General features: G+C 34.5%; 11 protein-coding genes. All 11 read left to right on the top strand.

Annotated elements, in window-relative coordinates; translation table 11 throughout:
• Positions 1 to 12: 12 nt before the first annotated feature.
• The 11 genes from KKG99_15435 (at position 13) to KKG99_15385 (ending at position 17192) form a co-directional block, all read left to right on the top strand.
• Positions 13 to 2361 carry an ABC transporter permease gene (locus KKG99_15435; GenBank protein MBU1014391.1) on the top strand — a complete coding sequence of 783 codons (2349 nt, stop codon included), beginning with the start codon at positions 13 to 15 and terminating at the stop codon, positions 2359 to 2361.
• 14 nt (positions 2362 to 2375) lie between these two features.
• Positions 2376 to 3995, top strand: coding sequence for a S41 family peptidase (locus tag KKG99_15430; protein ID MBU1014390.1), 1620 nt, complete (start codon positions 2376 to 2378; stop codon positions 3993 to 3995).
• 26 nt (positions 3996 to 4021) lie between these two features.
• Positions 4022 to 5737, top strand: coding sequence for a gamma-glutamyltransferase (gene ggt / locus KKG99_15425; GenBank protein MBU1014389.1), 1716 nt, complete (start codon positions 4022 to 4024; stop codon positions 5735 to 5737).
• A gap of 179 nt (positions 5738 to 5916) precedes the next feature.
• Positions 5917 to 7824 (top strand): beta-lactamase family protein, encoded by a 1908-nt coding sequence (locus tag KKG99_15420; GenBank protein ID MBU1014388.1) that lies wholly within the window; start codon positions 5917 to 5919, stop codon positions 7822 to 7824.
• A gap of 44 nt (positions 7825 to 7868) precedes the next feature.
• Positions 7869 to 8822: a hypothetical protein gene (locus KKG99_15415; protein ID MBU1014387.1), complete on the top strand. Its 954-nt coding sequence runs from the start codon at positions 7869 to 7871 to the stop codon at positions 8820 to 8822.
• 15 nt (positions 8823 to 8837) lie between these two features.
• Entirely contained in the window at positions 8838 to 10355 is a 1518-nt protein-coding gene (locus tag KKG99_15410) for a serine hydrolase (protein ID MBU1014386.1), read from the top strand.
• A gap of 44 nt (positions 10356 to 10399) precedes the next feature.
• The gene (locus KKG99_15405; GenBank protein MBU1014385.1) at positions 10400 to 11179 is read left to right on the top strand and encodes a hypothetical protein; all 780 of its coding nucleotides are present in this window, start codon (positions 10400 to 10402) and stop codon (positions 11177 to 11179) included.
• 237 nt (positions 11180 to 11416) lie between these two features.
• A complete protein-coding gene (locus KKG99_15400) occupies positions 11417 to 12400 on the top strand; it encodes a hypothetical protein (GenBank protein MBU1014384.1) in 984 nt (327 codons plus the stop codon).
• Between the two features lie 17 nt (positions 12401 to 12417).
• Entirely contained in the window at positions 12418 to 13782 is a 1365-nt protein-coding gene (locus KKG99_15395; protein ID MBU1014383.1) for a beta-lactamase family protein, read from the top strand.
• 50 nt (positions 13783 to 13832) lie between these two features.
• Entirely contained in the window at positions 13833 to 16004 is a 2172-nt protein-coding gene (locus KKG99_15390) for a carbohydrate binding family 9 domain-containing protein (GenBank protein ID MBU1014382.1), read from the top strand.
• A 30-nt stretch (positions 16005 to 16034) separates the two neighbouring features.
• Positions 16035 to 17192: a methyltransferase domain-containing protein gene (locus tag KKG99_15385; GenBank protein MBU1014381.1), complete on the top strand. Its 1158-nt coding sequence runs from the start codon at positions 16035 to 16037 to the stop codon at positions 17190 to 17192.
• Positions 17193 to 17290: the final 98 nt, after the last annotated feature.

Below are 17290 nucleotides of genomic sequence, written 5' to 3'. Positions count from 1 at the left end.
TAGACATCTAAAATGATAACAATATTAAAAAGCTCACTTAGAATTGCTGTAAAGAATAAAATATTTACAGTTGTAAATATAATTGGCTTAAGTATTGGATTGACCAGCTTTGTATTAATTATGTTCTGGGTAAAAAACGAGATAAGCTATGAAAATTTTAATCCCAATGTAAAACGGATCTATATCTTGAATAAATTAAACAAGATTGGATATGGCACCACTACTACCAAATCTTTGCCCTACTTATTTGGTCCGGCAATTGAACAGGAAATTGCAGAGGTTGAAGCATTTGTCCGTACATACCCCAAAAGAGCAGTAGTAGCAAAAGGCGAAATAAAATTCCGTGAGAATAAAATACTGGCTGCTGACAGTAATTTTTTTAAGGTATTTCAATATAAATTCATTGAAGGAATTGCCGAAAATGTGCTTAGTAATCCCAATTCAGTAGTACTTACTAAAGAGATTGCTAGGAAGTTTTTTGGAAATACAAATCCAATTGGACAATCGATTGACATCAATGTTGGGCCAACAAATCACTACACTGTTACAGGTATTATTGATGATTTACCAAGCAATACGTTAATGGATTTCAATATTGTATTACCCATCACTCCATTGTTCAAGAATGATGAAAGAGGAATCAGTTGGAATTCTCACATGTTTGAAACATATATATTGACAAAGACATCGATAGACATTGAAGCTATAAATTCAAAATTAACTTCACTTCTCAACAAAAACATGAATGATGAAAGCGAAGAAGACTCCATACTTTTGCAAGCCCTATCCCAAGAACATCTTTACAGCCCAGAAGGTAAACGAACAGGAATACAGTATGTACTGATTTTTAGTATCATCGCTATATTTATTCTGGTAATTGCCTGCATTAATTATACCAATTTAGCAACAGCCATTGCTGCCAGAAGAATGCGCGAAGTTGGACTGAAAAAAGTGGTTGGTGCTTCGAAAAGTGAACTGATTCTACAGTTTTTGATTGAAGCATTTATACAATCGGTTATTGCGATGGTATTGGCATTATTAATGATTGAAATTTTATTGCCATCATTTATACAAATAACAGGGAAAGATATCATAGTAAATTTTTGGGATATTATTAATGTGCTTGGAGTTATCGGACTAATTGTAATTATAACATTGATATCGGGTGCATATCCAGCTTTTTACGCATCTTCGTTTAAACCAACATCCGTTTTTCGTGGAGCTACAACATCCGGGAAAAGCAAATTCACTTTGCGTAAAATCTTAGTTATCGTGCAGTTTACCATAGCATCATCACTTCTGATTTCGACAGGGATTATTTATTCTCAATTAAAGTTTATTCAGAATAAAGAATTGGGTTTTAATAAAGAAAACTTGCTTTATTTACCATTAGATAAAGGCATTAATAAAGGTTTTGAAGTGTTTAAGGAAGCACTACTTTCTAACCCGTCAATAATCAATGTTAGTCGTTGTTCTGAACTGCCATCTCATATTAATAATAAAATGAATGGGTTGGATTGGGAGGGAAAACTGGAAGAAACATCTGGTCATTTCTATTTTAATTCGATCGATGCTGATTTTATTAACACGTTTGATTTAGAACTTGTTGCTGGGAGGAGTTTCTCCAACGAATTCAAGACCGACACTGTCAATTATATTTTTAATGAGAAAGCAATAAAACTTATGGGTTTTAAAGAACCTATCGGACAGCGATTTGAGCTTTATTCATCTCCTGGCAAAATCATAGGAATAGTTAAAGATTTCAACACAAAACCGCTAACAAGTGATATAGAACCATTGATGTTCATAATGTGGCCCGATTGGTACTGGACTCTTTTAATACGCATTAATCCAGATAATATTAGCGAATCTATTAAATATATTGAGAAAACATGGAAAGACTTTGCTCCGGATTCACCATTCGAATTCGATTTTGTAAGTAATAATTTACAAAAACAGTATGTTGCAGAATATAGGATGGGCAAATTGGTTAACATATTTTCAATACTTATTGTAATAATAACAGTTATTGGATTATTCAGCCTTGCAACATTTTCGGCACAACAAAGAACAAAGGAAATTGGAATACGGAAAGTTTTGGGTGCAAATATCAGCAGTATAATCGTTGTATTTACTTCATCATTTCTCCAATGGGTACTCATTGCAAATATTATTGCATGGCCATTTGCATGGTATTATTGTGATAAGTGGCTTCATAATTTTGCTTTTCGAACGGATATTAATTTTTTGATTTTCCCTTTGGTTGCATTGGCAACACTACTATTAGCATTTTTAACAATAAGTTATCAAACATGGAAAACGGCAAATTTAAATCCAATAGAGAGTCTGCGACAAATTTAAAAAACAATTATACAATGAAAAAGATAATTAGTATTACTATTTTTTTAACTCTCGGTACTATAAGCTCAGTTTTTGCTCAAAACGAAATTATTCCTGCTGACTCATTAAGAAAAGACCTTGGTCAACTATTAACTATTATTGAAGCGAGTCATCCTGATCCTTATCTTTCGGGTGGTGGTAAAATTGCTTTTCATCGAAGATATCAAAACATTGTTAACTCTTTACCTTTAGAGGGGTTGACTAAGAGCGAGTTTTATTCCCTTATTTTGCCATTCATTGCAAGTATAGGTGATAGCCATACGGGATTATTGCCAAATCAACAACCAGGACAGGAGTCTGGATTACCATTCAAGTTCAAAACGGTCGAAAAGTCGCTTTTTGTTCAGTCCATTCCCGATAAAAAACTCGAATCACTTTTGGGTGCCAAGCTTATTTCTATCGAAAATATTCCTTTTGAAGAATTAGTTAACCGTCAGGGAAATATCAGAGGAGCCGAAAACTACTATACAAAGCTAATTTTTATGCAGTACCTTTCTTTTGGGAAAAAAGATGGCTTAAACAAGTTGATCCCTGAATGGGAAAGTAATACGCCCTTAAAAATATCCTTCAAAAATGGCGATGGCAATATTGAAAACATTGAAATAAGCATTCCCCATCAGGCTTCAGAAATAATTACTCAACCATCAAAATATACTCTTCCTTCTACCGATAAAGCTGATTTTGCATACTCTTTTCTGGATGACAAAAAGCAAACAGCACTACTTGTTATTAAGGATATGAGTAAATATCGTGAAGGGTTTGAAGATTTAAAAGCCCGCTCATATAATGGTATTGACCAAATGGCTGCAAGTGTATATCAAAACTACAATTCTACTCCAGTGCCAGACGATTGGAATAAAATACTTGAAGGAATTCCTTCTGCTACCGAAGTATTTGTTAACCTGATCGAAGAAATGAAAAAAGCCAACACTAAAAATCTAATTATTGATTTACGTGATAATACAGGTGGCAATTCAATTATGAGAGAATTACTCATTTACCTTTTATATGGAAACAATGCTTTAAACAAATTAGATAATGGATATTCAATAAAGAAATATTCAGAATTGTACTTTTCACAATATGATAATGGTCTAAAGGATAGTATTAATAATAGCGGCTCTGTATATGATTTCCGAAATGAGAATTTTTATCTGGGAAAAGGTCATGTTTACAATTATGATGAGATTTTTAAAGGTATGCCAACCTTTTGGAAAGTATATAACTCTAAAAAATTCCATATTCAATACTGCAAACTATCAAGTGTAATCGTTCTAAGCTCACCTTTTACCTATAGTTCGGGGTTGAATTTATTGACCGGATTATATTCAGTGGGGGCAAAAGTTGTTGGAACACCATCAGGTCAGGCTCCAAATAACTTTGGTGATGTTTTAATGTTTAACTTGAAACAAAGTGGAATTAAAGGTTTTGTGTCTTTTAAACAAAATATTACTTATCCTGATGATGTTGAGCGTGGCAACTGTTTTATTCCTGATTTTCCACTAACTGAACAGAAGTATAAAGACTTGAACCATGATCCAAATGCTGAAATTCATTTGGGATTGGAGATAATTAATACAAGAAAAAACCAATAGAAATTATTCATTAAAATGCAAAAATCATGAAAACAAAAATATTAGTGTTATTCCTTAATCTAGCGCTTACCTATCCATCATTTTCTCAATCATACTTTCCAAAGGAGTCAAAAAAAGGGATGGTTGTAAGTACAAATGATATAGCTACGAAAGTCGGTCTATCCGTTTTACAAAATGGGGGTAATGCAATCGATGCAGCTGTAGCAACAGCTTTCGCAATGGCTGTTACTTATCCTTCTTGTGGGAATATTGGTGGCGATGGCTTTATGTTGATTCATAAAAGTGATGGAACAGTTACATCTATTGATTTTAGAGTAAAAGCACCTGCAAACTCACAGATGGATATGTTCATTGATCTCAAAAGTCGTAAGATGAGGAGTTCAGGAATGGAAAACCTAGATATTCTTGATAGTCCAAAGTCTATCGGGATACCTGGAACTGTAGCTGGGCTAGAGTTAGCGCATAAAAAATATGGAAAAATCAGCTGGAAGGAGTTATTGCAACCGGCAATTGATTTGGCAGAAAATGGTTTTCCCGTAGGAATTGCATTGCATAAAGAGATGGAAGAATGCAAAAAGTATTTTGAAATGTTTCCTTCCTCAAAAGCATTCTTTCTGAAGAAGGATGGTTCTATCTATGAAGTTGGTGAAATATGGAAACAGCCTGACATGGCAAAAACTCTAAAAGAAATTCAAAAGAAAGGGAAAGACGGTTTCTACAATAGCAGTATAACAAAGTTAATAGTTAAGGGCATTCAGGAATATGGCGGAGTAGTTACCGAAAAAGATTTTAACAATTATCAGGCAATTGAAAGGGAACCTGTTAAAGGTACATACAGAGGCTTTGATTTTTATGGTATGTCGCTTCCATGTTCTGGAGGAATAACTGAGCTTGAAACGTTAAATATTCTTGAAAATTTTAACCTGAAAGATTATGCTCATAATTCAGCAAAACATATACATATTTTGGCAGAAGCCTTTAAACAGGCATTTCGTGATAGATCGCTATACCTTGGGGATCCAGATTTTAATACGAATATTCCAATCAATGAGCTGACATCTAAAGAATATGCACAAGAGATTGCAAGTAGAATTGATACTTTAAGAGCATCAACTAGTGATACACTTGAACTTTGGAAAGCTAATGAATCCTTGGAAACCACTCACTTCTCAGTTGCTGACGCTGAAGGGAATGGAGTATCTGTTACTTATTCACTAGGAGGTGATTTCGGTTCTTATTTTGTACCTGAAGGAACTGGTGTTGTATTTAATAATAATATGGGCGATTTCAATTATGCACCTAACCTAAAATTAAGAACGGCAAATATTGGGACAAAACCTAACTGGATTGAACCAGGGAAAAGACCCCTTTCCAGCATGACTCCAACAATTCTGGCTAAGAATGGCAAACTGATAGCTGTACTTGGTAGTCCGGGTGGACCAACAATTATAACTACTAATGTTCAGGTTATATCAAATCTAATAGATTTTCAGATGAATATTGCCGAAGCCATTGCCGCACCAAGAATTTTTCATGGATGGATTCCAAATCAGATTATCATGCAATGGTTTACAACATCTTCTGATTCTCAAGAACTACTAAAGAAAATGGGGCATATAGTATTGCCATATAAAGATCTGAGATTTGGCCCAGCAATGGGTATCTGGATCGATCAGGAATTAAAAATTATTTACGGTGCTTGTGATCCAAGAAGTTTAGATGGCAGTGCTTTAGGTTTCTAAAAATATTTAAAAATGAAGATATGCTTTACTCCTGATTACCCTTTGACCTATCAGAAATTTAAAGAATTAAAATTTGATCCTAATGCAGAGATACTCTGGGCAAAAGAAGTAGTGAATCAAAAATAGGAAAACTGAATGCCATTTCATATCTCTTGCATTACAAAACTAATATGCTGATTATGAAAATAATAGAAAAAAAAATAAGTCAAATCATCACGACGCTTCTATGCCTTTTGCTAACAATTAATTCATATAGCCAAAAAATTGAACCTGCTGTATTCAGACTGACTGATACAACTATATTTAATAAGGATATCGCTGAAATACTTAAAAAATATGAAATTCCAGGCGCTGCCATTGCCATCATCCAAAAAGACAACATATGGATAAACACTTATGGCTATGCTGATATTGCTAAAAAAATCCCTGTAAACAACAAAACCATTTTCAGCTTAGGTTCGATTTCAAAAACCTATCTTGCCATTGCTATCATGCAATTGGTAAAAGATACCAAAATAAGCCTTGACGATCCTGTAAAAAAATACATTCCTGATATAGAAATAAAAAATAAATGGGAAAGTGAATTTCCGGTTAGGATTATCCATTTATTGGAGCATACATCAGGTATTGATGATGTACATTTTAACGAAGGCTATCTTACAAATGAAGACAATATTCCCACATTGAATGAGATTTTTTCTGTAAACCCCAAATCCAGAAATGTACGTTGGAAGTCTGGTGAATTCACTTCTTATTCGAATGATGCTTATTCATTGCTGGCGCTTGTTATTGAAAAAGCAACAGGAATGAAGTTTGAAGAATACATCCGGCAAAATATACTGGATAAAACAGGTGCCAATTCAACAACCTATTACAGAACAGCATTTGACAAAACAAGCTTTGCCCAAGGATATACCAATGATGGTAAACCTGTGCCATATACGCCGGTAATGATGAGGCCTTCGGGAGGAATCAATTCTGACATATCCGATTTGGCAAAATTTGTCCAGATGATTTTAAATAATGGCCAATTTGATCAGGGAAGTATCATTGATTCTGCAACTTTAGTACAAATGCGCTATCCTTCCTCTTCCATTCCGGCAAAAGAAGGGTTTAAGCAAGGATATGGTTCTGGTTTCAGTTCTTTCTTTGTAGATGGTCAAAAATTCTATGGTCACGGAGGCGGATTACCTAATTTTAATTCTATATTCCTCATCAATCCGGAATCGGGAATCGGTTTTATTGTCCTGATTAACCAAAACTCTGATTATTTCTGGAAATTGGTCAGTGCTGTTGCTTCGTATTTAGATTCTGACAAGAGTATTCAGAAGGATTCATCCATTTATTCCATAAAAAGATTAAACAATAACGAACTAACCGGATATTATACCCAGGCAAATTATGGCATCAGCCTCGACAGGTTTCCGAATTATTTTTTAGGAGGCCAAACCATAACATTTGAGGAAGATTCTTTATATATTACTGAATTTCAAGGCAATAAAATTGCTCTTATCCATGTGGACGGCAATGCATACCGAATGTCAACTGAAAATTTCGAATCCGTTTATTTTTTCGAAGATTCAGATGGAAAAATGATGTTAACTATCTCCGGTAAGCTTTTTTATTATAAAGGTTCAGCATGGATCCCGGCATTTCACAGGATTTTTTTATTTCTAAGTATAATCATCTTTCTTTCATTTATAGTGTTTAGCATTGTCTGGCCAGTTAAAAAACTGGTAAGAAAATTACTTGGTAAATCAAAACAGGAATTTTCTGTTTGGGGGCGCCTATGGCCTTTGCTGGGTGTTTTAAGCTTTTTCATTTGTTTATATGCCCTTTCTGTCTGGTTTGGCGATGCCATTCATGCCGGAAAAGTTTCCTTAACCAGTATCCTGGTATTTGCTTTCTCCTTGCTTTTTCCATTGTTTTCGTTAATCAGCATTTGGTCCTACGATTTATCCAAAAGGACGGGGTTTAAAAATAAAATGGAAAAAATATACCTTCTAACAGTTTCTTTTACATTGCTTGGTTTATCCATTTTCTTTTATTACTACGAAATTGTTGGGTTAAGGCTTTGGGCTTATTGATATCTGGTTTTTTATTAATCATATGTAATTAAAAGTCAACGAATATGAAAATCATCATTAACTTATTATTAATCTGTATTTTGTTTGCCTCCTGTAAAACTGATAATACAAAAATTGTAGATTTTTATATTGGGGCTTTAAATATAGCTGATTCAGCGATGATTTATTGTCCCAACCTAATATCCTCTGGGTTAAATGATCGGGATCTGGCACTTTCACCCGATTCAAGCGAGATTTTCTATTGCATCCTTGAAGAACCCCATTTTACCATTGTCCAGATCAAAAAGGATAAAAATGGAAAATGGGGTAAACCACAGATTGCGCCTTTTTCAGGTAAATTCGATGATTGCGAACCTATGTTTTCGCCTGATGGGAAGCGATTGTATTTCTGTTCAAACCGGCCTGTGGATAATTCCGGCAAAGAGAAAGACTACGACATCTGGTATGTCGAAAAAACTGCTACAGGATGGGGAAACCCTGTTAATATAGGTGCTCCTATAAATACTAAGAATAATGAGTTTTATCCTTCTGTTACAAATAATCAAACACTTTATTTTACTTCTGCCAGCATGAAAATCATGAAATCCAGGTTTCAGGATGGAAAGTACCTTGAACCCGAACTGCTTTCGGATTCAATAAATACAAAAGTTGGCGAGTACAATGCCGTTGTAGCTCCTGATGAAAGCTTTCTGATTTATACCTCACATGGCTGGCCAGACGATAAGGGACAAGGCGATTTATATATTTCGTTTAGTAAGTTAGATGGAACATGGACTAAAGCCAAAAATCTAGGTAATGGGGTCAACTCTCAATTCACTGAAATGTCACCCTCATTAAGCCCTGATGGAAAGTACCTGTTCTTTGCAAGCAACAGAAGTTTGAACCTAAATGACCGAAGCCCAAATCACTCTTTTGATGAAATACAGAAAAAAGCTTTGCACTTCGATAATGGGCGGTTTAATATATTTTGTATTGATATGAAAACGATTTTAAAATAGATAGTATTAATAGAAATGAAGCAAAATAGACTAAACAACATAATTTATGTAATTCTCATACTAATTACAATAATTTCTTGCAATCCAAGGGTTGAAAACAATGAGAAAATATCTCAGCGAATAGATTCCTTTTTTGAATCCTTATCTGAAAATTATGCATTCAACGGGAATGTTTTAGTTGCAAAGAATGGAAAAGTACTGTACAGTTCAGAGTTTGGGTATGCAAATTTTATAAGTCAAAAAAAACTTACATCTCAATCGGTTTTCGACCTTGCATCAATTACAAAACAGTTTACAGCACTTGCTATTGCTATGCTCAAAGAAGAAGGAAAACTGGATTATTCTGATGAAATGTCCAAATTTTTCCCAGAATTACCTTACCAGGGTATTACAATTAAGCATCTATTGAACCACACTTCGGGAATTCCTGATTTTTATAATTTCATGGAGGACCATTGGGATAAATCCAAAGTTGCCACCAATAAAGATGTTTTGAAAATACTGCAAGAAGAGAAAATTGAACTCGATTTCAAAACAGGCGAGAGTTGGAAATACTCAAATACAGGCTATGTTCTATTGGCATTAATAATTGAAAAAGTTTCAGGTAATACTTATCAAGAATTTATGGCTAATAGAATCTTTACGCCTTTAGCAATGAATAGTACTTGGGTTAAGGGCGATAATCGTAGTAACGAAGAAAACGCAGAAATTGCAAAGGGATATATCATTTCAATGAGTCAAAAAGGCTATCTATTACCAGAGAATTTTGAGGAGTTTGATTACCTGAAATACCTTGATGGTATTGTTGGGGATGGAAACATTCTTTCCACAACCGAAGATTTATTAAAATATGATGATGCCTTAAATTCAGGGAAAATAGTATCATTAAATACATTACAAGAACTTTATACCCCGGGATTACTGGCGAATGGCGATACAATCGAGATTGAGCTTAAGGGTCAATCTTATGGTTATGGTTGGCGTATAAGAAATTCAAGTATAGGTAAAATCGTATGGCATTCCGGTCATCTGCCTGGCATATCAAATCTTTATATAAAAAACCCTGACAATGGGATTACAATTATTATTCTGAGCAATAATGGATCAGAAACATATAAAATCTACGATAAGATTTTTGAGATTATTACCGATAAAAAAATGGAGAATCCAAGAATATTTGGTGATCTGGCATTAAGAAAACTTTTAGCTGAAAGTAAAATTGCTGATATACCAGATGAATTCATGAATTTAACTAATAATAGTCAGGTTATGTTTTATGAGTCTCAACTCAATAATATTGGCTATGAATTAATTGAATTGAAACGTCTGAATGATGCCATAGAGGTTTTTAAACTTATTGTTAAACGATACCCTAAGTCTGCGAATGCTTTTGATAGTCTTGGAGAAGCATTTCTCCTAATAAAGAATAATAAATCTGCGATTGAATGCTATGAAAAGGCTCTCGAACTTGATCCAAACTATGGAAATGCATCAAATGCATGGAACATAATTGCAAAACACAAAGTAAAATAAATACAATTTAAAATATATATAAAAAGAATTTCAATGAAAAATGTATGAAAACAAATTCTAATGAAAAGTTGACCAGCCTATCCTCTATGTGGTGGTTTTTTGCGGTAGTTGTACTAATCCAATTTTTGCCTCCGGTTTCAACAGCAAATTGGTCTCTTGATGAGTTTATGGCATTGGATCAAGCAACAACCAATTACGCACTTGTATCTAAACTTAACTTCCTGTATTTGCCTGTTAAGCTTGCTTTTATCCTGATGGTTGTTGTTTTATTTTTGATCAGGAACAAAGCCAGAACGGCATTCTCCCTGTTTGTAGGGTTTCATTACCTGCTTTTCTATACGGTGCAACTTATTGGGTTTAATCATCCAAATTATGGAACTGTTTTCAATACAGGAGGGTTTGTTATGATAGGCATAATTTCATTTGCATGGTTTAGTGAAATCTATAGTAAGAAAAATGGTTATTCAAAAATCTCCTTCCAGCCAATGCATTACTTTTTGATTCCAGCATCTTTATTTGCATTCTGGTTGCCTGAACGACACGGTTTACCACATTTAGATCCACTATTGATCTTCTCATCGGCAGGAGGATTAGCATTATGTATGATGCTCCCTGTGTATATTACATTGCAATCATTATTTTATCCGCATATTAACTTGTTTATCATGCGAGTGTCAGGAATTTTTGGGTTGCTCTTTGCATCATACAATATTTTTTTTACTTGGGGCATTAACTTCTCTCAAGCATGGTGGGGTGGAATAATGCATTTACCAATGTTGTTCATTTCAATCTATGCGCTGATTGTTGGCTATAGAAAACATTAAATAGATGAAATAACGTCATTTATGTAATATTAATATGCCGATGGTTCATGGACAAATCTAAAGAATACAGGACTTGATATTAATACCACGAAAATCAAGCTTCCAGAAAGTGTTTCTCCCAATGGGAAGTGCTTCTTTTTTCACCGAAGGGTAAACGACAATGGTGATATCTATTGGGTTAATGCTAAGATAATTGATAATATTAGAATGAAAGAACTTTAAAATGGAGGACTTGTCATGAAAAAGATTGTATTTTCAGCGATACTTATAATAGCGTGTGGAACTCTATTCGCACAACAAAATGGCGTTTCAAGGCCAACAGGTTTATACCTCGGACAAAAGTTGCCAGGTGATGTACCTGAACTATTTGCCCCTGGTATTGTATCAACCGGACTCGACGAGCTTAACTCTGTATTCTCACCTGATGGTTCTGAATTATATTTTTGTTTACGAAAACCCACTGGCGCTTCAATATTCCAAATGAAAATGAGAAATGGTATTTGGGGTAAACCAGAACTCTTACCTTTTGCAAGCAGATTTGGGGATATTGATATCAATATCTCTTCCGATGGAACGAAACTATTCTTTTCTTCCAGAAGACCATTGCCGGGAACTACCGAGCCAAAAAAGGATAACGATTTTTGGATGGTAGATAGAAAAGGCAACACATGGGGTAATCCGGTTTATTTGGGTAAACTTATTAACTCCGAAAGCGAGGACTATTTCCCTATGGTTACCAAGAATGGAAATTTATATTTTTCAAGCCAAAGGGAAGGTCAGGGAACAAACAATATTTACAGGTCAAAACTTGTAAAAGGTGAATATTCTACTGCCGAAAAGCTTGATAGTTCCATTAATTCAGAGTTTCGGGAGTTTGACCCTTATGTTTCTCCTGACGAAAGCTTTATAATATTTGCATCAAGCCGACCCAATGGTTTTGGAGGGGATGATTTGTATATCAGTTTTAGAAAACCCGATGGATATTGGACTAAAGCAAGGAATATGGGCGATAAAATTAATTCGATGGGAAGTGAATATAGCCCGATGCTAAGTCCGGATGGGAAATACATGTTCTTTACCGGCTCAAGAAGAACACCGTTGAGTACTATTCCTGAGAATCCACAGGATTACTCAGATTTCAAACGGTTTAATAACTCTCCACAAAATTACTTTAGTGACATCTATTGGGTTGATGCTAAAATAATTAACGAATTAAAATAAAACTTAATCTATCTAATATGAAAATAACAACATATTTTAACATTCTATTGATATTGTTTTTATGTGAATTAAATATATCTGCGCAAAATGATGACTCTAATATATTAAAGACAAAGTTTGAAAAGCTGATAGTTGAACAATATAAATCAACCGACCCTGGTTGTGTCATCCTTGTTGCTTTAAAAGGGAAGGTAATCTACCAAAAAGCCTTTGGTATGGCCAACCTGGAATTGAATGTTCCTATGGATACCAATATGATTTTGGGTATAGGATCAATAACTAAACAATTTACTGCAGTAGCCATTTTACAGCTAGTTGAGCAGGGAAAATTGTCACTCGATGATGATATCACCAAATTCATTAAAGACTACCCCACTCACGGACATTCTATTTCTGTAAGGCATTTATTGAGCCATACGTCTGGAATCAAGAGCTTTGGAGATATAGATGGCTGGAATGCCAACAAGGAAAGAATAGATTTTTCGGTGGATGAATTGATTAATGAATTTAAAAATCAACCTATGGAGTTCGCTCCAGGTACAAAATGGAGTTATTGCAATTCGGGATACACCCTTGCAGGAAAGATAATTGAAATTGTTTCAGGAATGTCCTATCCAAACTATTTAAAGGAAAAACTCTTTAAGCCTACCGAAATGTCAAATACATATTATGGAAATAATCAGAAAGTTATAAAGAATAGGGCATATCCCTATCAGGCAGTTAATGGAGAGATGATTAATGCGGAGTATGTAAGCATTTCTCAACGTTTCTCAAGTGGGTCTATTATTACAACTGCTGGTGATCTGCTTAAATGGAATGAGGCACTAAAAAGGAATATCCTTATAAACCCAAAATCACTTGAAATTGCCAGAACCGAATTTAAACTCAATGATGGTACAGGCACGGGGTATGGACTTGGCTGGAATATCTCCGATGTAAATGGAAGTATTGCATACGAACATGCGGGAAGCATAAATGGATACCGTTCAAATGCAATTTATCTGCCTAACGAGGATGTTTTTGTTGTTATCCTGACCAACCGCGATTACGATTCCCCTTCTGATTTATCAGTTAAAATTGCTGCACTGATAATTGGCAAGCCTTATCAATGGAAACCAACATATAAACCAACTAACTTGCTTGAATATAAGGGTGAGTATCTCAACTCTCAAAACGAGAACAGAAATATAATAATTGAAAGTGAACAACTTATTTATAAAAGAAACAATGGTGATAAAATCAAATTAATTCCTGTTGCCAAGGATAAATTTCAGTTTGATCAATCGTTTATTACCTTCAAATTTCTGCGTGATAAAAAAGGTAATATTTATAGAGTTGAAATAAAGAACAGAATCCCTCCAGTAGAGTACTGGAAAAAATAGAGTTAGAACATAATCAAATCTTTTATACCATTATCTAATAATCCTACAAAATGAAAATAAAATTTATAATCCTTTTCATTATTATTTTGAATAACGTCACATTAAACGCTACTAATTCAGTAAAACCGAGAAAAGTGGACGAAAAAATTACCATCGATGGAGTTCTGGATGAACCAATATGGTCTAAGTTAACCGGTTTTACTGATTTTACTTCATATCTTCCTGATTTTGGTAAAAAGCTAAATGATTCAACCATTGCCTATATAGCTTATGATGCAGAGAACATTTATTGCGCATTCATCTGTCATGAGTCAGAACCAGAAAAGATCATTGCAACCATGTCTGCAAGGGATAAGATTGTGAATGATGATTGGGTATGCATTGGGCTTAATTCAAAAAATGATCTTCAGGGTATGATGAGCTTTGTGGTCAATCCAAGAGGGATTCAATATGATTCTTTTTCATCAACTACCAGCGAAGATATTGGGGTTGACCTTGTTTGGTACAGTGCAGGTAAACTCAATGAGAATGGTTATACGGTTGAAATACAAATTCCTTTCAAAAGTCTGAGATATTCTGAGAAATCACCGGTCACTATGGGCTTCTTACTAGAGCGCCGCTCAAGTAAGATATCCACTCACGTTACCTATCCCTCTTTTGATCCTCAGCAGGGTGGGGCCTTTTTAAACCAATTAGCCAAGATTCAATTCCCGGATATTAAATCCTATAAACTGTTTGAGGCATTACCTACACTGACTTATTCATTCCATCAATCAAGATCATCAGAAGGAGTTTTAAAGAACGATTTAAATCAATTATCACCGGGTGTTAACCTGAAATATGGCTTAACTTCTTCATTAATATTGGATGCTGCGATAAACCCTGATTTTAGTCAGATTGAAGCAGACGCAGGTAAGGTTGATATAAACCTGAGATCACAATTGTTTTTCCAGGAGAAAAGACCTTTTTTTCTTGAGGGAAATGATCAATTTCTGGTTGCATCAACAAGCACCTCGGTAGTGGATCCGTTGCATTACATGATTTACACAAGGACCATTGCAAATCCAATTGCTGGTTTGAAATTGTCGGGTAGTATTAATAAAAAGAACACATTAGCTGTTCTTTATGCCATTGACGAATTGGGGGAGACCCTTGAAGAAAGTAAAACCTTTGCCCAGGTTCCGATTTTGAGATATAAATTTAATTACCAGGGTGAAAATTTTCTGGGACTTTTATATTCCGGGCGATTAGACAAGGATATTAATAACCATGCCTACGGAATTGATGGAAAGACGAAAATTGGCAAGTCTTCTTTTCTGGAGTACAATGCTTATAACACTCATACCACTTCAAATGAGGTATCCAATAATACCAATAAGAATCAATCAGGTCATACCTTCGGATTTACTTACATTAATTTGAAGAGAAATCTTGACTTTTTCCTCACCCAACGGGATATTGCCAAAGACTTTAATGTGGCTTCTGGTTATTATAACAGAACGGGAGTTAGCCAGGTTAGCGCATTGATCAGGCCCAAAGTGTATTTCGACTCAAGTTTCATGAAGAGAATTGATTTTGAGGCCCTAGCATCAGCCACTTATGATAAATTCTACAATCTGTGGGAAACCTTTAATCATGCTTCAGTTCAATTCTATCTTGGAAACTCCACAGTTTTCAAGATAAAATACTCATTGTCAAATGAGGTCTATCTTGGTCAGACCTTTAATACCAGCGGTTATCATGCTTTGTTATCTAGCAGAATAGGAACATGGCTTTCAGCCGGAATACTTTATCGTAGAACCCATGCAATTTATTATTCATCAGACCCTTATGGGGGTGTAAGTAATAGGTTGACTAGTAATATTGCTTTAACCCCTGTCCCAAAACTGAGTATTACATTAAGCCATATCCTAGCAGACTTCAAAAATGAGAACGATAATTCTCCCCTTTATAATTATCAGATTGGGCGCGTTCAGATAACTTATCAGATTAATAAATATTTATTTCTAAGAGCTATCGAAGAGTACAATAGCTACCGGAAAACCCTTCTTTCTGATTACCTGGTATCCTTTACCTATATTCCCGGTACAGTATTCTTTATGGGCTACGGCAATATCTTCAGACAGGAAGAACCAACTGAACCTTTCTTTAGCTCAAGGATTAATCCGGTGGAACAGCAAAGAGGGTTTTTTATGAAAATCTCCTATCTGTATAGGAGATAAGAGGAATTAAAAATTTAATTAAATTACAACATGAAAATAGCAAGGCAGATAGGGCTAACCATAAGCTTGTTTATGGTCCTGACAATGAATCTAAATTCTCAGAACACTGAATACCTGACTCCCCAGGAGCTGATAACAACTGCTTACACATTAATGTCCTTTGATGGAGGGAATCCGCCAGACTGGGAGAAAATTAAAAATCTATTTCATCCTCAGGCTAATATTATATTGCGTACCAGTCCAACTGAAATGACATTGGTTGACCGGGATGGTTTTGTAGCTCTGTGGTTGAAGGATATGGAAGAACAAAACCTTAAAGAGACTGGAATTAAGGAAGAAAAAATAATCGACAGTTACGAAATAATGGGTGATATTGCTACCTGCTATGTTATCTATGCTGTAACTATTCCAACCCTTAACTACCCACCCCAATTAGGTATTGATTGTTTTCATTTGATAAAACAAAATGGCAGATGGTATATTATATCTATTGTAAATGAAGCTTTGCGACCGGGGGTTGATCCACCACAGAATATGAAAGATGAATTTGCAAAATATTTTAATAATATTTCTAACGACACCAGAAATAGAAATCCTGACCAACATTTAAATATTTTAGTTAATAATCAAAAAAAACCGTCAATAACTAAGGACTTCTATCTTCAAAGTCGAGCAGAAAGGGACTCACTTGAAAGACCAAACATTATCATGAACTTATTGGAAATAAAACCCGGAATGTTTATTGGTGAAGCTGGTGCAGGGGAAGGATATTTTACATTTCACTTATCAGAAAGGATAGGATTGAATGGAATTATTTATGCTAATGACATATCTGAAGAGAATCTTAATATTTTAACCAAATATTCTAAGGACTTTCAAAAAGAGTTGAATATTTTAGATAATATTATAACAGTTAAGGGGACTGAAATCGATCCCTGTTTTCCAAAAAAAGAATTGGATTTAATAGTTATTTATCATGGGTTTCATGAGTTTGAGAAAAAAAACGAATGGTTAAAAAATGCCTATAAATATTTAAAAAAAGGTGGAAAAATTGCTTTTGTTGATAGTTATCATTCAAACTCAGGTTTAACAAGAGATATCATAAATCAATGTGCAATAGATGCTAGTTTTAGTTTCCTTCTTTATCAAAAACCTTCGTGGAATGTACTTGTTTATATAAAAGATTAAAACAGGTTATTATCCAATCATGATAAACTATTGAGGGATTTGAAATTTACCAACTTCAAATATTACCTATGAATTCATCGGCTTAAAAAATGATTAAA

This window comes from Bacteroidota bacterium, from assembly GCA_018816945.1.
Taxonomy (GTDB): Bacteria; Bacteroidota; Bacteroidia; order Bacteroidales.
Note: the sequence above shows the minus strand (reverse complement) of the source record. Positions and strands in the feature narration are given on the sequence as shown.